The organism is Leptospira yanagawae serovar Saopaulo str. Sao Paulo = ATCC 700523, assembly GCF_000332475.2.
Lineage (GTDB): Bacteria > Spirochaetota > Leptospiria > Leptospirales > Leptospiraceae > Leptospira_A > Leptospira_A yanagawae.
Window position 1 is genome coordinate 1,290,321 of record NZ_AOGX02000015.1, and the last position, 19,512, is coordinate 1,309,832.

Here is a 19,512-nt window from a genome sequence, read left to right on the forward strand (position 1 = left end):
CTATGTTACACAAGTTCAAAACATTTATAAAGAAGAGACCGTTTATCAGTCTCTTCTTACTTTTCGTATTCACACTTCCAGTCACTTTACATATTGTATTTTGGGGTCTTGTTTCCTTAAAAGCACCAAAATACCATGGGGAAATTCGATCTGAATCTTTAACAACCAAAGCGACTGTTGTACGGGATGGGATTGGGATTCCACATATTGTGGGAGAAGATGCAAAGTCCGCCTATTTCGCCTTAGGTTTTACGATGGCACAAGACCGTATTTTCCAAATGGAATTACAAAGGCGGATTGGGAAAGGAGAACTCTCTGAAATTTTTGGTGAAAAACTCATCCCAACGGATCGATTTTTAAAATCTCTTTTGTTAAAAAAGACAGCAGAAGAATATGCAAACCAAAAGAACCCTTTGTTTCCTGAGGCTTGGCAACAATTGGATTGGTTTTTGGAAGGGGTGAATCATTTTCTTGCCACAGAACCTTTGCCCATCGAATACACAATCCTTGGAATCAAACCTAGGCCTTTTGATCGTGTAGATGCCATTTCCTTTTTGTTTTACATGGGGTTTTCCTTTGCAGAAGGAATTAAATCAGACAGCTTGTATTCGATTATGGAATCAGAGTTAGTTGGTAGATCTGCAGGTGAACTTTTCCCTCGATATGATTTTGAAGCCAATGCTTCTATTTTAGAAACCCAACCCGGTATCAAAAGTTTGGCAGCCAATTTACCTGAAATCAAAAAGAATGGAGGATTCCATTCCTTGGTAAAACCAAAGGAATCTTCTTACCAAATCCAACTTTCAAGCAAAACTGATGTAACCAATCTCAATCACTTACTTGGGTTTGTGAATGCTTTGGAACTCCCAATCGAACCATTGGAAGGAAGTAATTCATGGCTTGTGGCACCGAACCGTTCTGCCAGTGGTGGAGCCGTACTTGCCAATGACCCACACATTGCTTTGTCGAATCCAGGGACTTGGTATGAAGCTTACATTGAGTACCCAGGTTATGAGAACTATGGGTATTTTTTATCCATCATTCCGTTCCCTTTGATTGCACATAACCGTGATAAGGCATGGGGTCTCACAATGTTGGAACAGGATGATGTGAATTTGTATTGGGAAACCATTGAAGGTGGAAAATACAAATCGGGTTCTACTTGGAAAGAGTTAACCTATTACAAAGATAAAATCAAAATGAAAGATGGATCCAAAATTCCTTTGGAAGTTGCGATTACGAATCATGGTCCCATCATTACAGAACACATCAATTCTTACAAAGGAAGGCCAGTCAGTTTGTATTGGTCCCACCACCATTTGGAAAATCCATTGTTAGATGTTTTGTACCAAATGGGAAAAGCAAAGTCATTCCAAGAATTAGATTCTGCTTCTTCCTTAATTGGTGCACCTGGACTTAATTTTAGTTATGCGGACAAACAAGGAAATATTGCCTATTATGCCGTTGGCCGTTTCCCTATTTTAAAATCAGGTAACTCAAGGAAAATTTTAGAAGGTTCTACCGGAGAAAATGATGTGATTGGATATGTTCCAACAAAGGACAATCCTAAGATCATCAATCCTAAAAATGGAATCATCGTCACTGCCAATAATTTAGTAACAACCAAATCTTTACCAGGTCTGGGAAGACCCGATGGCAATTGGCAACCACCAGATCGTTTTCAAAGGTTAGTGGGGATTTTAGAAACCCAAGAAAAATGGAGTTTGGAAGAACTTGCAGCTATCCAAAATGATACGGTTGCTTCTTTTGCTCCTGAATATTTGGAGATCCTATTTTCTACGGTCAAAGATTCAAAGTCGTTAGGTGGTAAAAAAGTATTAGAAATTTTAAAAAATTGGAATTTTGAACATTTTCCCGAGTCACAAGGTGCTGCCGTTTATGATGTATTTTTTTACATCACGATGAAAGAACTTCTCATTGATGAAATGGGACAAAACCATTTTGAACTCTATGGAGAAATGGCTGAATACTGGAATGCCTACCGAAGGTTTGTTCGAAATCCCAACTCCCCTTATTGGGATGACTTAAGGACTGTCGGTGTAAAGGAAACAAGAGATGATATTTTAAATCGCTCCGTTGAAGAGACAGCGAAGTATCTACAAACTCATGTATCAGCTTCACCTAGTTTATGGAAGTGGAAGTATCTCTACAAAATCAAACACCCACATCCACTAGGAGTTTTGCCACTCATTGGAAATATTTTTAATATTGGTCCTATGCCAAGTGCGGGTGGTGCCGAAGTGGTCAATAACCTAAAGTACAAATTGATGAAAGAAGATTGGACAGCGATGGCTGGGCCTTCCAAACGAAGGGTGATCGATTATGGTCGGTTTGAAGAATCGGTGACACAACTTCCCATTGGCAATAGTGGGAATTTGGGAAGTCCCTTTTATGGCAACTTAGTAGAGGATTACAATCATGGGGTACACCGGAAAATTCTATATTCCAAAGAGCAGGTGGGCTCCGGAAAATTTCGATTGGATTTCCTTCCTAAGTAAACGATTTTCCCTACGGTTCCCGTAGGGATTTCATTTTTCTTCTCTCTCTCTTTTCAAAACGGTCGATCCTTAGTATAGATGGTTCGACTGCTTTTTCTCCCATTTTTACTAGTAACCTTTCTTTCGGCTCAGTCGCCATCAGACAGATTGGCATTTGCGTTCCGGAGCCAAACTTCTTTAGATCCATTGCGTATGATTGTGGTGGGTGAAGTGGTGGGAATTGAAAAAGCAAGTTTTTATGAGGTGGATAAACTTTCACAAGAACTTGAGGTGGATACGAGACCCGATACGGTTACCATCAAAGTAGCCGATCCAAAAGGGATTCGAGTAGGACAAACCTTATACCTACTCGAAAAAAACCAAGACCACAAAACGTTCCGCGATGGAAACATTGTGGGAATGATCACTGTGAAATCAGTTTACCTGACTACTTTTTTTGGATGGCAAGTTCGCGGTGAAGGGTACTTACGTTTGATTGAAGACCGCCCCGTGACTGCAGCAAGACTTCTCGATACAACCAAATATGATGAAGCATTCCTCGCAAAAAAACAAGGAGACCATTATTTTGCGAAAGGCCAAATGGACGAGGCACTTCGTAAATACAAACATGCGGTTTCCCTTGACCAAAGTTCACCTGACTTACATTATGCGCTTGGAAAAGCTCATTGGAAGGATGGGGAAGGTTATGTATCCACTGCATTTGAGTATTCGATGGCATGGAAAAATAGAGAAAGATTTTCTAATCCCCAAGAACGATTGTTATTCCTTGTAGACTATTTACGATTTTTGACTTTTTACTTTAAGGTAGAAGGAAAGGAAAATAAAAAACAATTGGAGCTCATGCCACAGGTTGCGAAAGAAGCTCGTACGTTATACCCTAAAATCTATGAAGTCTGGCTTTATAGTTTTGAAGTTACTTTTATAAATCTATTACATACAAACTTAGCTGGCAATTCCGTAGACCTAAGAAAATCCAGAGATGAACTTTCCATTCGTGCCGAGGAATTTTTAAACAAAGCATATAACCTTCGCAAATCAGATTATTACCTCCATAAACTTGCTTGTGAATTTTATAATTTACGATGGAAAGAAACAAGAGGAAGCCAAGAAGAAACCAAATACCGCTCCAAACTAGTGGAACATGGGAAACTGCTTCGATTGTATTACACAGGTGAAACCACTCTCTCAGAAGATTTACTCAATGCAATCCGGTTAGCTGAAAAACAATCTGGATTACTCTGAAAGGATTTTCATACTCTTTTCAAATAGATAGGATTCTAAAAATAACATATCATCAGGAGCTGAACTGAAATAATTCACGCCTAAGTGGTAATGGTCACCTTTGTCTAGAAACCGTATGATTTCGCCCCGTATGATCATGGTCCTTTCTTTACTTAAAGGGATAAACATTTTAATGATATTGTGTCTTTTTAAATAATGGAAAAGGCGTTTGTCATAAATTTCAAAAAGAAGACCATCCAGTGAGATATCCACAACCTTTGTTGTGGACTGCATGGTTTCATAACTTCCATATTGGATTGCAATTTTTGTGAATACATAACTAATGATCTCAGCTAATTCAAATATATACACTGCTTGGTTTTGAGAAATGGTGAATCGTTCCATAGCAGTGGAATACACTTTAATGTAACCAACAACATCTTCATACAAACGAATGGGTGTGATGATGTATGAAACTAAAAAATTTCTGGACTCATGTTTTCGCATGGATTCAAAAAACTCTAATGCAAATTCCTCACCCAAGTCCTTTGACATTTCTTTATAATCGGAATGGTAGTTAAATAAAACATCATCATTCGTTTCATTGATGTAGGAGGTGATTCGATTGCAATCGGCTATATAAATCGTTTTTGCAGTGCGAAGGATTGTTTTTTTAATAAAATCATCAAACTCATTTAAAGGCTTTTCTTCTTTGAAAAAATGAATTTCATAATCTTTCGAAATTCGCTCAATGGCCTCGGTCAACATAATATTAATGAGTTTACTGTCGGGCCTGTCCTTTCGTACTTCTTTCATTAGGTGAGGGAAGCGACTTTCCGCATATAAGTTTTTCCCTACTTCTCTTGAGCCTCCTGACAAACTCCGAAAGAGAATGATAAAGTTCATAAACAAATCATCAACAGGAATCCTTCGATTGGTTCTCAGTTGGTACGATTGTAACTCGGTGGGAGTTTTGATGACAATTTGGTCTTTTTGGATGTCGAGGATGACAACTTCAAATTGATAGTTGATGTTCATCACTTCAAAACGAACGCGAGCCCGTCTTGAACCTTTTTCCACAAGGTCTGGGATCATCAAAGTGACAGAATGGGCCTCAATTTCCTCAACGGCAGCCACCAAATTGTCTTCTTCATAAATGAATTCGAATTCGCGGTTATCCGCCTTGAGGTAATAGAAGAGGTGTTTTACGATATTGACATCGGAGCCAATGATGGTCTCATCAAATAACGATTCTAGAATCGTGATGAGTTCTTGCATCGAATCTGTTCTGCCGATCGCCATACTAAAATTATCGATTTTTAGAAGGTGAAAACTGATTTTCTGGTGCAGAAAATATGCTGGGAAACGACAGAATCCGCCGAAATGGGAAGTATATGGAACTGACTCTCCCAAAACATGTAAATTCGGAACTTTTGCCAATGATCCGCCAAGGCTTACTGAGCCCAGAAAAACTTGCCATCTTGTCCGAACTCCATTCCATCGTGGAACGATTTGCAGGATCTCTGTATACTGACGAAGAGACCCAAACCAAAATTTTGGAAAAAACGGGATCGGTTCCAGATCTCATCACATGGGGTGATTATTTCCAAACAGAAGTAGCTTCCCGTTATTACTTAGAAACAGAGGATTCACTTCGTAGGATTGTGGATACCATTCGTTTTGATTTGATTTCTGCACATTTGATTTTTAGTGGCAAACCTGACCATTACAAAGATAAAATCAGAGGTGATGTTTTGTTTAGCAAAGGCATTGATTCCGCATCCCCCGACCAAAACTTAGAAAGCCAACACTTAGAGATTTTACTCAATTACTTTGAAAATATGGAGATTGGGAAAAAACCTTTATCTTTACAAGATAAAGCCTGGTACGAATCCTTTCAGATAGATGAAATCGCGATTTGAAACCAAAGAGTATGAATTCCTAGAAATAGAATCCCGTGAAACAGAAGATGGAACCATCCTTTCCATCTTCTTAAACAATCCCACTTCTCGAAATTCCATGACTTGGAAAATGGGAGAAGAGTTTTCCGATCTCATCCATTCCATCCGCAAACATAAAAAACTACCTAGAGCTGTGATCGTTTCGGGACGAAATGATGTATTTTGTGCCGGTGGTGATTTAAATTTATTACGATCCTTCTCTGAAAAATCATTCTCGCAAAACAGACGTGATATGAGAAAGTTCTATGGTTTCTTTTTATCTGTTAGAAAATTGCCAGTTCCAGTGATTGCCGCTGTAAATGGACATGCGATTGGTGCAGGACTTTCCTTAACCTTTGGTTGTGACCTTCGCATCTTTGCAAACGAAGGGAAGTATTCTTTTAATTTTGTTCGTTTGGGAATCCATCCTGGTATGGGTTCAAGTTACCTTGCACCAGAACTTCTTGGTAAAAGTTTAGGTGGAAGGCTCCTCCTAACAGGGGAAACATTTGATGGAAACACGGCCAAAGAATGGGGACTTGCTCTCGATTCAGTTCCAAAATCATCAGTTTATGAACGAGCCATGGAACTTGCCATCTCGTTGTCCAAAGCAGCACCACTTGCGTTACAAGAACTCAAAACAAATCTGTACCATTGGAAACAATTGGATCAAGCCTTAAAAAAAGAAGCCGAGTCCCAAGCACGAAATTTTATCTCGGATGACTTTAAAGAGACGATCCAAAGTATCATAGAAAAGCGGGATCCAAAATTTAAAGGGAAATGAAATTTTAGAAAGTTTCTAAAATTTTGTCTCGACAAGAGCCGGGTAAGAGGTTACAAAAAAGTTTGATGTCTGAAGTCCCTCTCAATCCAGATTGTTTTCTTTGTGATTACAAAAATCATAATGTGCTCCACTGTGCGGCACATGAGACAATCGAACGAATCAATGCAGGGAAAGATTTTACCATTTTTCCTCGGGGCAAACAACTTGTCACCGCTGGGGTGAAAGCCGAAGGATTTTTTTTCATTAAGTCAGGGCTTGTGCGAAGTTTTGTGCAACTTGCCAGTGGCAAAGAACAAACACTCCGACTCAGTGGACCAGGGGAATGGGTAGGATTTCGCGATTGTATTTCTGATTCAATCTCTCATCATAATGTTGTCGCAGTGGAAGACACACATGCCTGTTACATCACAGGAGCTCTCATCGATGCACTTGTGAAAGATGATAGCAATTTCCAAAAAGAAGTATTCCGTCAAATGGCCAAAGAGTGGCGAGAGATGGAAGAACATGTTGTCTCTCTCGGAACCAAACAAGTCCACGAAAAATTAGCAGAGATCCTGATCGTTTTGGACAATGCCCAAGGCCGTAAGAACCATGTAGAACTGAAAGTCACAAGGGATGTCCTCGCTACCTTCATAGGCACAAAAACAGAGACCTTGGTGCGTGCCCTTTCTGACCTCAAGGCTAGGGAATTTATCTCTGTGGACAAAAACAGAATCGACATTTTGAACAGAGAAGCCCTTTATTCTCTCTCAAAAATTGCCTAAATTTTTTCTCCGAACTATTAAGCAGGAAGCATAGAATTCCGATGGTAGAAGTGATTGATAATCAAGGTAGGGTCTGTTGCCTGATTTTACCTTAAATCACTCCCGGGGGGCTTCCGAAAGGATTCCCCCTTTTTTTATTTCCCTTGTTTCTTTCCCACCATTGTAAATTTTGGAAGTACCATGAGTCGAAATCGAAGCCAGGGCCCTAGTTTATTCGGGAATCCGATCCTTCATCCTTTGAATGTCATTTTAATCATCAATTGTTTGGTGTTTTTTTTACAATACTTTGCCAACCAACAACTCATCTATCGTTTTGGACTCACACCTGATTTTGTTTTGAGTGGAGCTGTTTGGCAGGTATTCACGTACGGATTCCTTCATGCGGTAGAAGCCTTACCTCTACATTTACTTTTTAATATGTATGCAATGTATATGTTAGGAAATAATCTCATCCCGATCATTGGAAAAACTAAGTTCACCATTTTATATTTTTTATCTCAGATAGGTGCTGGAATTTTTGTGGTATTGTCTGCCTATTTAAACATCATGTTAGGTGGGCAAATACCGGTTTTAGAATCCATGGCATCACAAACGATCGGAGCCTCTGGAGCCGTTTTCGGATTACTCGCGTTATTCGGTCTTTTTTATCCTAATGCCGAAATCTTATTATTCATTATCCCTGTAAAAGCAAAAAATGCAGTTTGGGTATCCATTGCTATCGGTTATTTGATTTCCCAATTTGGGAATGGTGCAATTTCCAATACTTGCCATTTGGGTGGAGCCTTAACGGCGCTCTTACTTGTGAAACTTTTTCCCAAACATTTTTTACCAAGTACAATTCCATATCTACCTGGTTTAGAATGGGAGGCACCAAAACAAAATGAACAAACTCCAAATTCAAAACCAAAACAAACTCCAGTAGAAGACTTGTTTTTGGACCAAAAAAAAATCAACGAATCTGTTTTAAAACAAATTGATTCCAAACGAGATAGGGTTTCGGTAATAAATTATTTACAACCTTTGCAGGTCGAAAATGCCAATATTTGCCCTCCCTCTACGTATAATACCGAGGATCCCATTTGTTTACGCTGTGAATGGTTGGCAAATTGCGCACTCCGACGTGCTAAGGAATAAAATTTCGTCTTATTCCTTGACACTCATGTGAGATGGGGATAATGAAACTATGCCTGACGATAAAAAGTCCTCAGTGGATGAGGTCCTGAAACGGGAAAAACTGACAAAAGAATTCGAAAAAGAAAAACGAATTTCGGAACAAAAAGCAATCGAACAAGCGGCGGCCAAATTGTCTTCCCAAAGCCAATTGAGTTCAGAACCAACCAAAACTTCCAAATTCATCACGAGCATTGACATCGCCTTTTCTCAGGCAAAAACAGATTTACGTTATTATTTTTTGAATGATGCCAATTATGCTGACGAATTCAAACGAATGTTCGTTGAAAACGAGTCCATTTTCAAGCGGTATGGAATCACAAGCCAAAAGTATTTGGAATACATCCGAGAGTCCTTTGACCGGTACAAAAAAATCCACGATATGATGCCTCTCGACCCGATGAAACCAAAACACTTTAAATACGTCGAGGATTCGATTTCGGAACTCGTTCGGATGTTCAACCAAAGGTTTGGCAAATAATCGCGATTTTCTTTTCCAAAAAAAAGGATTTCCCTAAGAAAAATGAGAAGGAATCCCCTTTGGATTGTTAGTCCCTATAGAGGGGAACTTTTTGAAAGAGCACTGGAAACGAATTTTGGTATTTATGGTGATTGCTGTTGTTTATTGTTTTTGGGTCTTCATTGGGTATAATTTGGTTGGTATTTTGAGTTTCGCTTCCTAACTCTCCCACATTCTCTCTTGACACCTGGGTTTTCTGCCAAACATGCTTAGGAATATGGTGGAATCCAGAAAAACATCCGAAACGGACATCCGCTTGGACCTAAACCTCCGAGGCAGTGGTGTATATTCTTTTGATACAGAAATCCCGTTTTTTGAGCACATGCTCTCTCATATTTCTAAACATGGCCTGATCGACATGGACTTAAAACTCCGAGGTGACATTGGCATTGATTGCCACCACTCAGTGGAAGATACAGCAATCCTTCTTGGTCAAATGATCCATAACCAATTGGGAGACAAAAAGGGAATTTTTCGGTATGGAAATTTCACACTTCCTATGGATGAAGTTTTGACCACTGTGGCAGTGGATCTTGGTGGAAGGTTTTATTTTAAATACACAGGACCAACACTCGATGGTAAGTTTGGAATCTATGACGCCGAACTTACGTTAGAGTTTCTGCAAAAGCTTGCTCTGAATGCCAAAATGAATTTACATGTAGTTGTACATTACGGCGAAAACAGACACCACATCCATGAATCCATTTTTAAAGCACTTGGTAAGGCGCTTAGACAAGCAATCGCCATTGATACAAGTGCCAAGGATCAAATCCCTTCTACCAAGGGAATGCTCGAGTGATCGCTGTTTTAGATTTTGGAATGGGGAATATCCATTCCTTGTTAAAAGCAGTTTCACTTTATACGGAGGATTTTGTTTTCACAAGTGACCCAAACCAAGTAAAAAACGCGGACAAAATCATATTACCAGGGGATGGCCATTTTGACAAAGCGATGCAAAACTTAAATGAATTAGGGTTTACATCGCTTATCAAAGAACACGTCGCCGCAAAAAAATATTTATTTGGGATTTGCATCGGTTATCAAGTGTTATTTGAAGACTCTGATGAAACAAACAAACTTGGGTCTACTATCGCTGGCCTCAGTCTCATCCGCGGTAAAATCAGAAAGTTTGAAGGTAAACCCAATTTAAAAGTTCCCCATATGGGTTGGAACAAACTCTTTGATATCAAACAAAAAAATACCAAACTCCTTAAAGGAATCCCAAACGAATCCTTTATGTACTTTATCCATTCTTACAGACCTGTTGGAGTTGATAGACTCGACATCACAGCAAACTGCCATTATTATGGGGAATCCTTTCCTGCAGTTGTCGAAAAAGAAACTGTATTTGGAACACAGTTCCACCCTGAAAAATCAGACAAACTAGGACTTGGAATCCTGAAGAACTTCATCGAACTCTAATGTTAATATTACCGGCAATTGATTTACTCGACAACGAAGCAGTCCGCCTTTTGCAAGGTGACTATTCTAAAAAAACCGTTTACTCATCTTCGCCTGAAACGATGATTCAACTGTTTGAAGAACAAGGGGCCACTCTGATCCATATAGTGGACTTAAATGCAGCAAAAACTGGCCAATCTGAAAATCAAAAAACGATTAAAAAAATCAAAGAGAAATGTTCTGTAGAACTTGAGTTAGGTGGAGGAATTCGAACCATCGATCATATGAAGTTTTACGATGGTCTTGGAGTTTCCAGGCTCATTTTAGGAACAGTTGCGGTGGAAGAACCTAACATTGTTGAGAAGGCACTTTCTTTATTTGGCCAAAACCGAATTGTCATTGGTGTGGATGCAAAAAATGGATATGTCAGAACCAAGGGTTGGGAAACCAATTCGGGTATCTTGTATAAGGATTTTTTAAAGACGATGGTTGGGATGGGCATTCGCCATGTGATCTTTACCGATATTTCAAAAGATGGAATGATGGAAGGCCCGAATACCGAAGCATATTTGGAATTACTCGAAAGTTTTCCAGACTTACAACTTGTGGCCTCGGGTGGTGTTTCTTCTACAGAAGACTTGGTGAATTTATACGACAAAACGAATGGAAAATTATTTGGTGCCATCACAGGAAAAGCCATTTATGAAGGAAAATTGGATCTAAAAACAAGTATCGGGATTCTAAATCAAAAGAGGGAAAAATAGAAGATGAATCGTAAAAATTTGGCAATCAGTGGGTTAGTCGTAGGAATTTTGGGACTACTTTTTTCATTCCTATTGGCAGTGGAATACTTTGGTATTGGAACAGATAACGTTGCAGGAGCCGCATGTTCTGCCTTAGGTGGTGGTGATTCTTGTTTAAAAGTAGCAGAAAGTTCTTATTCTGCCATTCCTGGTATCCCATTTCTTGGAAATGTTCCCATTGCATTACTTGGATTTGGTTTTTATGGATTAGTAACCTATAGCTTTTTTACAATATTCAAAAGTACAAACTCAGACGAAGTTAAAAAACTCATCTCTCTACTTGTTCCTGTTTTGATTTTAGGATTCATATTTGATCTGATTTTATTTGGAATTTCAGTAGGTATCATTGGCACAATTTGCCAATTGTGTTTTATCACTTACATTGTAACGATCAGTTTACTTGTGATTCTTTATTTGTTATGGAAAACGGAAGGTAAACCTAAATTAGACATTCCATCTTCAATTAAAGAAGGTTATGCGACCTTTGGGCTTGTATTCTTTTTTAGTTTTTCAGTAGGTTTTGCTTCAAGTAAAATGTGGGTGAAAGGAGAATCATCAAATACTCTTGCTACATCAAGAGGAATGGATTCCAAAGAAATCCAATCCAAAATCAATGTTTATTTCCAAGAACCAACTCTTGGAATCAATACTGCGGGTTCTCCGTTTATCGGCAAAAAAGACGCACCTATTACAATTGTAAAGTATGCCGATTATAACTGTGGCCACTGCCTTCACACAAGCCACATCTTACACACTGTCCTTTCTGAGTATGATGGAATGGTAAAAGTTGTGTATAAAAACTTTCCATTAGATGGGTCTTGTAATCGACTTATGCAACAACCAAGACCAGGGGCTACTTCTTGTATTGCAGCCATGGCTGCAATTTGTGCCGACAAACAAGGAAAATTTGAACCAATGTATCGTGGTTTGTATGATAACTTAGAGAAAGGTGTGGCTCATTCTGGTGCAAGTGTTGTCAATTTAGGGAATCTCATTGGTCTCAATGTGAATTCCCTTAAGGCATGTATGGCATCAAAAGAAGCACAAAACCAATTGAATGCAGAAATTGATGAAGCAGAGAAGTTGAATATACAATCCACACCTTCTCTTTATATCAATGACCGCAAAATTGAAAGTGGAACACCAAACCCTGTGTTCTTAAAAACTTTACTCGAACAAATCATCCAAAAGATGTAATGCTTTTCAGCACCTATCTTTTGATAGGTGCCATACGAATTGGTCCTTCCGGTAAAAGGGAAGGATCGCTTAACTTGTCCAATTCCCAAGAATTCAAAACTGTATTGTCTTTTGTGTAAAGAGCTGGCCTTAGGCTCATCACTGAATTGCCTTGTTTGTATAGAGACCTTCTTCCGTAAAACCAACCACTTGTTTCTTCTTTATGAGTGTTTTTTCCGTATTCACCACGCATCAAATAACCATGTTTTGTATCTTCAGCTAGTTTTTTAAATGATACTGGGTCCATAGAAATGGTATGGTCTGGCCCATCTAAATTTCGATCTAACGTGAAATGTTTTTCGATGACAACGGCACCGAATCCGATGGCGAGAGTTGAAGCCAGAGTTCCATCAGAATGATCGCTGAATCCAACCACATAGTCAGTTGTATCCAAATAATAGGGAATGGACTTTAAATTCACTTTTTCTAATGGAGTTGGGTACATAGATACACAATGTAAAAGACAAACTTCTACGTTTTCAGTTTGGAATTTGGAAATGGCACGGACCACTTCTTCTGGTAATGCTGCCCCAGTGGATACAATGATGGGTTTTTTGGTTTGGATCACTTTGTTTAACAATGGTAAGTTGACAATGTCCCCCGAAGCAATTTTATAAACGGGAACATTGAGATTTGATAGTAAATCCACTGCGGAATCACAAAGAGGAGTAGAAAAAAAATCAAGTCCAAGGTCCATAGCTGTTTTTTGGAACTCTTTGTGCAAAGACTCACTTAGTTCATATTGTTTAAAGATATCAAATAAAAACTTAACCTCAGGGTTTTTGGAATCAATGAACTCTTCCGTTATGTAGGTTTGGAATTTTACAGCATGGGCACCCGATTCTTTTGCTTTTTCAATCGTACGTTTGCCAATTTCTAGGTCTGCGTTGTGGTTCAGTCCTATTTCTGCGACTAAATATGGTTCTGAATTACGTGTTAGTGTTTTGTTGCCAATATGAAAATCCAAAGTCTGCCTCTTGGTTTCATTGTCGGCAGATTAAACAAATCCTAAAATTTTTCCCAATTGGTATACCACAAAGGACGCCGTTATGGCAAGAGTTGTCATATACAGGAATTGGACTGTTGGCCATAATAAACTCCCTGTTTCCTTTTTTGTGACAGCGAGTGTAGACATACATTGGCTTGCAAAAGCAAAAAACAGCAGAAGAGAGAGCCCAGTAAGAGGTGTCCAAACAAAAGATCCATCGGGTTTTTTATCGGCCCGTAATGTCTCTCGTAATGATTCAGATTCCTCACCTTCCTGTTCTGAGCCGTATAATACAGCTAAGGTGGATACCATCACTTCTCTTGCGGCAAACGAGGTAAGAATTGAAATTCCAATTTTCCAATCAAATCCAAGTGGAGCAATCGCGGGTTCCATCCCTTTCCCTAACCTACCTATGTAGGATGTTTCTATGGGGCTTGTTTTCCAAACATTGTTTTTGTATTCCGCAGGGAAATGGCTGAGAAACCATAGTAAAACAGAAATATACAAAATGATTTGGCCAGCAGATGCCAAAAATGATTTTACCTTTCCATACACTGTATAAAACAAACTCTTTGCTGAAGGAATATTGTATCTTGGTAATTCCATTACAAAGTAAGAGGCATTTTCTTTGAAAACGGTTTTTCTGAAGATAAGTGCAAAGGTAAAACTCACTGCCATTCCTAAAAAAAACATCGAAAACAAAACAAATCCTTGGACATTAAAAATTCCAAATATAGGTGGGTAACTAAAAACCGTTCCGACAATTAATATGTAAACTGGGTATCTCGCCGAACACATAATTAATGGAGACACCATAATTGTTGTGAAGCGATCTGATTTGTTTTCTATGGTTCTTGTGCCGAGAATGGCTGGCACAGCACAGGCCGCCGAAGAAAGAAGTGGGATAAACGATTTTCCAGAGAGGCCAAATCTTCCCATCAATCGATCTGTTAAAAAACTAGCTCGTGCCAAATATCCAGATTCTTCTAAAATTCCAATGAATAAAAAGAGTAGGGCAATTTGTGGGATAAATACGATCACACTCCCTACACCACCTAATATCCCTTCAACGAGTAAAGACCGAAACGGACCATCCGGTAAATATGAGGCAATGTAGGATTGTAAGTTCGTGATCCCAACTTCAATTAAGTCCATCGGAACTTCGGCAAAGCTAAACAAACTTTGGAATAATATTCCCATCAAAATGAAAAAACATAAAAAACCCAATACAGGATGTAAAAAAAGTGAATCCAGTTTCTCTCCTAAATTACCCTGTTTGAAATTTGGGGTTTTGATTGTGTCTGAAATAATTTTTTTAATCAGGATGGACCTGTGGATCATTTCCTCTTGGTAACCAAATTGAAATTCTTTTGCCGATAATTCTTTTTTTAATAAAAGTTTTGTTGGTTCAGGAAATTGGTTTAAGTAACGATCGTCATGAAGATGAGTATCTCCATTCAGAAATTTTAAGGCTTGTGAAAGAAAAAACTCCGCTTCATTCGTTGTGATTTCTAGTTTTTGTTTGAGAGAGGTTAAAAACGATTCTTCTTTCGGTTCCCACTTCCAAAGTCTTTTTTGTTTTTGAAACGAGTTTTCTTTCGTTAGTAATGTTTTTAGTTCACCAATCCCGTCTCCTGATTTTGCATTCACCAGTACGATCTGTAATCCGAGGGATTGTTTCAGTTTTTCCAAATCAAATTGGATGTTCTTTTTTTCTAATACATCCTTCATTGTGAGGACAACGAGTGTTGGTACTCCCATATCAATGATTTGTAATAAAAATTGTAAACCACGTTCTAAATTGAGAGCATCCAAAACATAAATGACAGCTTCGTCTTCTTTCCTTTGCAGTAATACTTCGTATGCAATTTTTTTATCTTCTGCAATCCCACCAAGACCGTATGTACCTGGTAAGTCGGTAATTTTTAACTCAAAATTTGGTAAAGAAACAAACCCTTCCTTTTTTTCTACAGTGACTCCACTGAAGTTTCCTGTTTTTTGTGTTAGGCCTGTGAGTTGGTTGAATAATGTGGTTTTACCACAGTTTGGATTTCCGACAAGGTAAATGTTTTTTTGTTTCATTGTTAGGTGGTTTTTAGTAAAATTGCTTCTCCATCTTTCATTCGTAACCCGATGGTTGTGCCACCGAGTGTGCATATCAACTTTCCAAGTATCACCGATTTTGTTTTTAAAAGAATTTTTGCACCAGGGAAAAATCCTAACTCCAAAAGTTCCGTAAGCATTGGTTTTGGCAATTTGTCCATATTGATGGATTGGATAACGGCAGTTTCACCTTCGTTTAAGTCAAGTAAGGTCATGTTTTCCCTATTACAAAGTTTTGAGAGTCACGGAACAAATTGATCTCAGGAGCCATTGATTTTACATATCTATCGAAGTATAACATTTGTTTCATGAGTAAAGCAAATTCCCTGGGGATTTTTAATCCATTTTTTTCGGCAATTTCCTTCATATCGAACATGATTCGATTCACTTTGGATTCATCAAACATTTCATTTTCTGTTAGATGAACATAAACAGATTCTAATTCGTTAAATACAGAATCCAATTCTTTGGCAAGAAGAGTAGGATTCACTCCACTATCGGTTGAATCCATTTCAACAAGACCTTTGGCAACGAGTGTTGGTTCACCGATTCCAATCCCTTGTGTGAAAAGCATAAGTCCTCTCCAGATTTTTGGAGAAATCCTTCCTACAATTCCAAAGTCGATAAATCCTATGCTACCATCTTTTAAGATCATCAAATTTCCTGCATGTACGTCCGCATGAAAAAAACCTTGGTTGGACAAGGAAGAAAACCAAATTTCAAGTGCATCACTTAAGACTTTCCTTGGGTTGTCTGTAAATTGTTTGAGTCCTTTTTCATCTGTGATGGGAACTCCATAAAACCTTTCCATGGTTAGAACTTTTTTTGTAGAAAGTGTATGGTAAACACGAGGCACTCGGGCTCTTGTTTCCTTAGCCTTTAATAGATAGGACTCAAACTCCTCGATGTTTTTTGCTTCTTGGATGAAATCAATTTCTTGTAGAATGGAAGTTTGGAATTCTTGGAACATTGCAGTGAGTCCTGATTTTTTAAATTCAGGGGCAATGATCTCTAATACCTTTGTGAGAATTCCTAATATCTGCATATCGGTTTTTAAAGTTAGGTGGACATCTGGTCTTTGGACTTTTACCACAACATCCAATCCTTCTTTTGTAACGGCTGCATGGACTTGGGCAATGGATGCAGATGCCAGAGGTGTTTCTTCGAAGTTATGGAAAAGGGTTTCTAGTTTCCCACCAAGTTCCCGTTCCACTGAGGAACGAATTTCACGAAAATGGACAGGCCTAACGGAATCGAGACAGGCTTGCATCTCTTCCACATATTCAATTGGGAAAAGGGAAGGGGCACTGGCAATGAATTGTCCGAGTTTGATGTAGGTAGCTCCCAACTGGGAGAAGGCTTCTCGGAGTGAGATGGCTATCTCTCGATGGTTTGGCTCTCCTTTGGCAAGTTTTGCCAGGATTCCGACAAGTCTTGTTGAGAACACAAAACTGGAATGCGCCACCCTGAGGCTTGAGTGGAGGCCAAAAGAAACAATCTCGGAAAAAGAGTCCATAAACCCTAATTTGGGACTCAAATGGGGTTTGGAAACGAGAAAATGGACTCCGGACCTACAATTGAAATAGAGTTGCAGGAATAGGTCCCAACCAAAAACTTATCAAATCGCACCCATGAGCCAAGAAACTGTCCTGTACCAAGAGTTAGAGAAACTCGATCTCAACGAGATCAAAAAAATCGCAAATCTTTGGAACATCCAAAAGATCCCGGGAAAGGACAAAAAATCGACCATTTTGGGTCTCATGGAGATCTTCCAAAACGAATTTTACCTCAAAGGTGTTTTGGAAAAGTTCACACCACTCCAAGTCAATATTCTCACTTCCATTTTGAAAAACAAAGGTGTGATGACACTCGGAGAAATATCGAGAAAGGTCAATATCCCTCCCATCAATGTGGAGATGGAGTTAAATGTCCTTCGAAAGTATTATCTTTTATACCAAAGAAAAAACCGAGAACGCCTTACTAATAATTTAGATAAATACCATACCTATGATGAATACCAAAAACTCATCAAAGTAGAAACAAACCCAAAGGGTGAGAAGTTTAAGTATTCCATTGAAAAATCCCTCCACAAAGCAACACTTGCGGAACTTCCAGAAGAATGGAAAGAAGCAGTTGGTGTTAAAAAAGGGGAACACATTGATACCTTTTTAAAACATGCACTCAGTCTTGAGTTTTTACAAAAGTTAATCGATGATCTTTCTGACTTTGATAAAGATGTTTTACACCAAATTTACATCCATGGTGGTGTCATTGAAGCAGATACAATTCGCAATTATATCACAGTCAATCGAGGAAAGTTTGAACAAACCATCCCTCACCTAACAGCACTCCATTTGGTTCGCGATTTGTATTACGTGGAAGACAAATTCATTCGTGTAATTGTTATCCCAAAAGAAATTCTCGACCATTTACAGTTTTCACCGATTTTACCTCCGGTCAAAAAGGGAACCCGTGTTCGTCAGGAAAAAATTTCTGCGAACGGTCTCGATTTTTTCTTAAACGTAAAAAAACTGATTTCTTATATTTCAAGAAAGGGTTTGAACCTGGCGAAGTCCGGTAAAATCAAACAGGCAGATCATAAAAGAACGGAAACGGAACTTTTATCTCCTGATATTGAAATTTTCCCAGAAAAAAGCCAAGTTTATCAAATTGAACTCATTCTCCCCATCTTAAAGCTGTTAGGCTATGTTGATATCAAGGGTGAAAACGTCATTCTCATCCAAGAAACCGATGAGTTTTTGAAAAAAGATATTTTTGAAATCATGAAACTTGTGATTCACGAAGTGAATGAAGCAAGGACTCGTAGACTAAATCCACCAGAAGTTTTCACTGCAACAGAAGTTCCATTTTATGAAAAAGGAATTTTGGACAAAACAGTGAAACTCATTATGGCACATGGAAAAATCAATACCTCTGTGATTTTTTCTCACATCATCCGTGACCATTTGGTTTTTGCTCCTACCTTCCAAATCAAAACCTATGATGAAGATTTGGCAGACCTTAGAAAAGAAATCATATCAGCGATTTTTTACTTACAACTCTTTGGCCTCATTGAAGTGGAATACCCTCAAAGAAATTTGAGTTTATCAGAGCTTGGGCTCCATTATTTCAACCATGAACCTCTTGTAACTGTGACGGAAAAAGGTGGGATTACCATTAACCCAGACTTTTCCATCATTGCTTTCCCTGATAGAGTTTCTTTACACGGAATCCATTTACTCAAAGCATTTTGTGAACTCAAAGATTATGATAGAGTATATACTTTCTTACTCACAAAGGATAGTTTCCAATTGGGAATTTTACTTGGGTATGACAAAGAAACATTCATTCATTTCTTAAGAGAGTCATCTAAAGCAGAACTTGCTCAAAACTTACTCTTCTTACTCGATGATTGGGGAAATAATTTACCAATTGTAACCATCACTGAAGATTCTGTTCTACTTAGAACCAAAGATTCGCAAGTGATGGAACTGCTACTTGGCCAAATCAAAGGGAAAAAGTTTGTATTAGAAGAAGTGAGTCCAACAGGCATCATCATTGAAAAATCGAAGGTGATGGAAGTGATTGCCATCGCTGAGAAACTCAATATGATCATCCGTTTGAATCGTTAGTTCCAAATACAAATTCCCTGAAGTTTTTGATTGAATCTAAATCCATTCAAAAAAAAAGACCAACTTTTGTTGGTCTTTTTGATACTTTCCCCCTTCAAACGAGAGGGCTATGCGACGAAATGATTATTTTTTTTCGCCAACCGTGAGTTCTGGATCGGTGACTTTGATTTTGCTTTTAAAATCCCATTTGCGAAATGGAGATACAGCATCCAATCTTTCTTGTGTGACAAAGAACAATCTTTCTCCGTATTTCACAAGCCCACCCTTGTAGTATGCATATTTGGTTTTGTGGTCAACAGTTCCCACTTCGACAACCTTATTCCAATCTTCGCAAGTCTTAAGTGATGGTACCTTTCTAAGATACAACTCCTTGATTGAGTTTTCTTTGACTGCATCGCGAAGTATTTTTTCCCATTCCATATTCGAATAGC

General features: G+C 38.6%; 18 protein-coding genes. 12 read left to right on the forward strand and 6 right to left on the reverse strand.

Annotation, left to right across the window (positions count from 1 at the left end; genetic code table 11):
* Positions 1-2 precede the first annotated feature (2 nt).
* Both LEP1GSC202_RS09830 and LEP1GSC202_RS09835 read left to right on the forward strand, forming a co-directional pair.
* Entirely contained in the window at positions 3-2,519 is a 2,517-nt protein-coding gene (locus LEP1GSC202_RS09830) for a penicillin acylase family protein (protein WP_015677366.1), read from the forward strand.
* A 78-nt stretch (positions 2,520-2,597) separates the two neighbouring features.
* Positions 2,598-3,761 carry a tetratricopeptide repeat protein gene (locus LEP1GSC202_RS09835; protein WP_039928516.1) on the forward strand — a complete coding sequence of 388 codons (1,164 nt, stop codon included), beginning with the start codon at positions 2,598-2,600 and terminating at the stop codon, positions 3,759-3,761.
* Here LEP1GSC202_RS09835 and LEP1GSC202_RS09840 read toward each other — a convergent pair.
* Positions 3,753-5,042 (reverse strand): DUF1577 domain-containing protein, encoded by a 1,290-nt coding sequence (locus tag LEP1GSC202_RS09840; protein WP_039928517.1) that lies wholly within the window; start codon positions 5,040-5,042, stop codon positions 3,753-3,755. The two genes, LEP1GSC202_RS09835 and LEP1GSC202_RS09840, sit on opposite strands and share 9 nt — an antisense overlap.
* A gap of 92 nt (positions 5,043-5,134) precedes the next feature.
* Here LEP1GSC202_RS09840 and LEP1GSC202_RS09845 point away from each other — a divergent pair, with 92 nt between their 5' ends.
* The 9 genes from LEP1GSC202_RS09845 to LEP1GSC202_RS09885 all read left to right on the forward strand — a co-directional run bounded on the left by LEP1GSC202_RS09845 (position 5,135) and on the right by LEP1GSC202_RS09885 (position 12,319).
* The gene (locus LEP1GSC202_RS09845; protein WP_015677488.1) at positions 5,135-5,662 is read left to right on the forward strand and encodes a hypothetical protein; all 528 of its coding nucleotides are present in this window, start codon (positions 5,135-5,137) and stop codon (positions 5,660-5,662) included.
* Positions 5,646-6,464, forward strand: coding sequence for an enoyl-CoA hydratase/isomerase family protein (locus tag LEP1GSC202_RS09850; RefSeq protein WP_015677219.1), 819 nt, complete (start codon positions 5,646-5,648; stop codon positions 6,462-6,464). Before LEP1GSC202_RS09845 ends, LEP1GSC202_RS09850 begins: the two co-directional genes overlap by 17 nt.
* 65 nt (positions 6,465-6,529) lie before the next feature.
* Positions 6,530-7,228, forward strand: a complete 699-nt coding sequence (locus LEP1GSC202_RS09855; RefSeq protein WP_015676458.1) for a Crp/Fnr family transcriptional regulator — start codon at positions 6,530-6,532, stop codon at positions 7,226-7,228.
* 180 nt (positions 7,229-7,408) lie between these two features.
* On the forward strand, positions 7,409-8,362 hold the full coding sequence (locus tag LEP1GSC202_RS09860; protein WP_015676464.1) for a rhomboid family intramembrane serine protease: 954 nt from the start codon (positions 7,409-7,411) through the stop codon (positions 8,360-8,362).
* Positions 8,363-8,411: 49 nt separating this feature from the next.
* Positions 8,412-8,879 (forward strand): LIC11177 family protein, encoded by a 468-nt coding sequence (locus tag LEP1GSC202_RS09865; RefSeq protein WP_015677532.1) that lies wholly within the window; start codon positions 8,412-8,414, stop codon positions 8,877-8,879.
* Between the two features lie 256 nt (positions 8,880-9,135).
* Entirely contained in the window at positions 9,136-9,717 is a 582-nt protein-coding gene (hisB, locus tag LEP1GSC202_RS09870; RefSeq protein WP_051125309.1) for an imidazoleglycerol-phosphate dehydratase HisB, read from the forward strand.
* Positions 9,714-10,340 (forward strand): imidazole glycerol phosphate synthase subunit HisH, encoded by a 627-nt coding sequence (gene hisH, locus LEP1GSC202_RS09875; RefSeq protein ID WP_015676637.1) that lies wholly within the window; start codon positions 9,714-9,716, stop codon positions 10,338-10,340. Before hisB ends, hisH begins: the two co-directional genes overlap by 4 nt.
* Positions 10,340-11,083, forward strand: a complete 744-nt coding sequence (hisA, locus tag LEP1GSC202_RS09880) for a 1-(5-phosphoribosyl)-5-[(5-phosphoribosylamino)methylideneamino]imidazole-4-carboxamide isomerase (protein ID WP_015677214.1) — start codon at positions 10,340-10,342, stop codon at positions 11,081-11,083. The genes hisH and hisA overlap by 1 nt, the downstream gene beginning before the upstream one ends.
* 3 nt (positions 11,084-11,086) lie before the next feature.
* Positions 11,087-12,319, forward strand: a complete 1,233-nt coding sequence (locus LEP1GSC202_RS09885) for a vitamin K epoxide reductase/DsbA family protein (RefSeq protein WP_015676526.1) — start codon at positions 11,087-11,089, stop codon at positions 12,317-12,319.
* Between the two features lie 13 nt (positions 12,320-12,332).
* On the opposite strand, the gene LEP1GSC202_RS09890 is transcribed toward LEP1GSC202_RS09885, so the two are convergent.
* The 4 genes from LEP1GSC202_RS09890 to LEP1GSC202_RS09905 are packed head-to-tail and all read right to left on the reverse strand — an operon-like array spanning position 12,333 to position 16,965.
* Positions 12,333-13,325 (reverse strand): N-acetylneuraminate synthase family protein, encoded by a 993-nt coding sequence (locus LEP1GSC202_RS09890; RefSeq protein WP_015677275.1) that lies wholly within the window; start codon positions 13,323-13,325, stop codon positions 12,333-12,335.
* A 30-nt stretch (positions 13,326-13,355) separates the two neighbouring features.
* Positions 13,356-15,428 (reverse strand): ferrous iron transport protein B, encoded by a 2,073-nt coding sequence (gene feoB / locus LEP1GSC202_RS09895; RefSeq protein WP_015677137.1) that lies wholly within the window; start codon positions 15,426-15,428, stop codon positions 13,356-13,358.
* A gap of 2 nt (positions 15,429-15,430) precedes the next feature.
* Positions 15,431-15,664 (reverse strand): FeoA family protein, encoded by a 234-nt coding sequence (locus tag LEP1GSC202_RS09900; protein WP_015676531.1) that lies wholly within the window; start codon positions 15,662-15,664, stop codon positions 15,431-15,433.
* Positions 15,661-16,965, reverse strand: a complete 1,305-nt coding sequence (locus LEP1GSC202_RS09905; RefSeq protein WP_039928520.1) for an ABC1 kinase family protein — start codon at positions 16,963-16,965, stop codon at positions 15,661-15,663. The genes LEP1GSC202_RS09900 and LEP1GSC202_RS09905 overlap by 4 nt, the downstream gene beginning before the upstream one ends.
* A 115-nt stretch (positions 16,966-17,080) precedes the next feature.
* Between LEP1GSC202_RS09905 and LEP1GSC202_RS09910 the strand changes: the two genes are divergently transcribed.
* Positions 17,081-19,081, forward strand: coding sequence for a helicase (locus LEP1GSC202_RS09910; RefSeq protein WP_015676482.1), 2,001 nt, complete (start codon positions 17,081-17,083; stop codon positions 19,079-19,081).
* A gap of 123 nt (positions 19,082-19,204) precedes the next feature.
* Here the strand turns inward: LEP1GSC202_RS09910 and LEP1GSC202_RS09915 are convergent, their stop codons facing one another.
* A complete protein-coding gene (locus tag LEP1GSC202_RS09915; RefSeq protein ID WP_015676730.1) occupies positions 19,205-19,501 on the reverse strand; it encodes a hypothetical protein in 297 nt (98 codons plus the stop codon).
* Positions 19,502-19,512: the final 11 nt, after the last annotated feature.

Coding starts and splice junctions, on each gene's coding strand:
- LEP1GSC202_RS09915 (WP_015676730.1), bottom strand. CDS start 19,501: ATGGAATGGGAAAAAATACTTCGCGATGCAGTCAAAGAAAACTCAATC.
- hisB (WP_051125309.1), top strand. CDS start 9,136: ATGGTGGAATCCAGAAAAACATCCGAAACGGACATCCGCTTGGACCTA.
- hisA (WP_015677214.1), top strand. CDS start 10,340: ATGTTAATATTACCGGCAATTGATTTACTCGACAACGAAGCAGTCCGC.
- LEP1GSC202_RS09900 (WP_015676531.1), bottom strand. CDS start 15,664: ATGACCTTACTTGACTTAAACGAAGGTGAAACTGCCGTTATCCAATCC.
- feoB (WP_015677137.1), bottom strand. CDS start 15,428: ATGAAACAAAAAAACATTTACCTTGTCGGAAATCCAAACTGTGGTAAA.
- LEP1GSC202_RS09830 (WP_015677366.1), top strand. CDS start 3: ATGTTACACAAGTTCAAAACATTTATAAAGAAGAGACCGTTTATCAGT.
- LEP1GSC202_RS09885 (WP_015676526.1), top strand. CDS start 11,087: ATGAATCGTAAAAATTTGGCAATCAGTGGGTTAGTCGTAGGAATTTTG.
- LEP1GSC202_RS09840 (WP_039928517.1), bottom strand. CDS start 5,042: ATGGCGATCGGCAGAACAGATTCGATGCAAGAACTCATCACGATTCTA.
- LEP1GSC202_RS09855 (WP_015676458.1), top strand. CDS start 6,530: ATGTCTGAAGTCCCTCTCAATCCAGATTGTTTTCTTTGTGATTACAAA.
- LEP1GSC202_RS09865 (WP_015677532.1), top strand. CDS start 8,412: ATGCCTGACGATAAAAAGTCCTCAGTGGATGAGGTCCTGAAACGGGAA.
- LEP1GSC202_RS09905 (WP_039928520.1), bottom strand. CDS start 16,965: ATGGACTCTTTTTCCGAGATTGTTTCTTTTGGCCTCCACTCAAGCCTC.
- LEP1GSC202_RS09860 (WP_015676464.1), top strand. CDS start 7,409: ATGAGTCGAAATCGAAGCCAGGGCCCTAGTTTATTCGGGAATCCGATC.
- LEP1GSC202_RS09910 (WP_015676482.1), top strand. CDS start 17,081: ATGAGCCAAGAAACTGTCCTGTACCAAGAGTTAGAGAAACTCGATCTC.
- LEP1GSC202_RS09850 (WP_015677219.1), top strand. CDS start 5,646: ATGAAATCGCGATTTGAAACCAAAGAGTATGAATTCCTAGAAATAGAA.
- LEP1GSC202_RS09845 (WP_015677488.1), top strand. CDS start 5,135: ATGGAACTGACTCTCCCAAAACATGTAAATTCGGAACTTTTGCCAATG.
- LEP1GSC202_RS09835 (WP_039928516.1), top strand. CDS start 2,598: ATGGTTCGACTGCTTTTTCTCCCATTTTTACTAGTAACCTTTCTTTCG.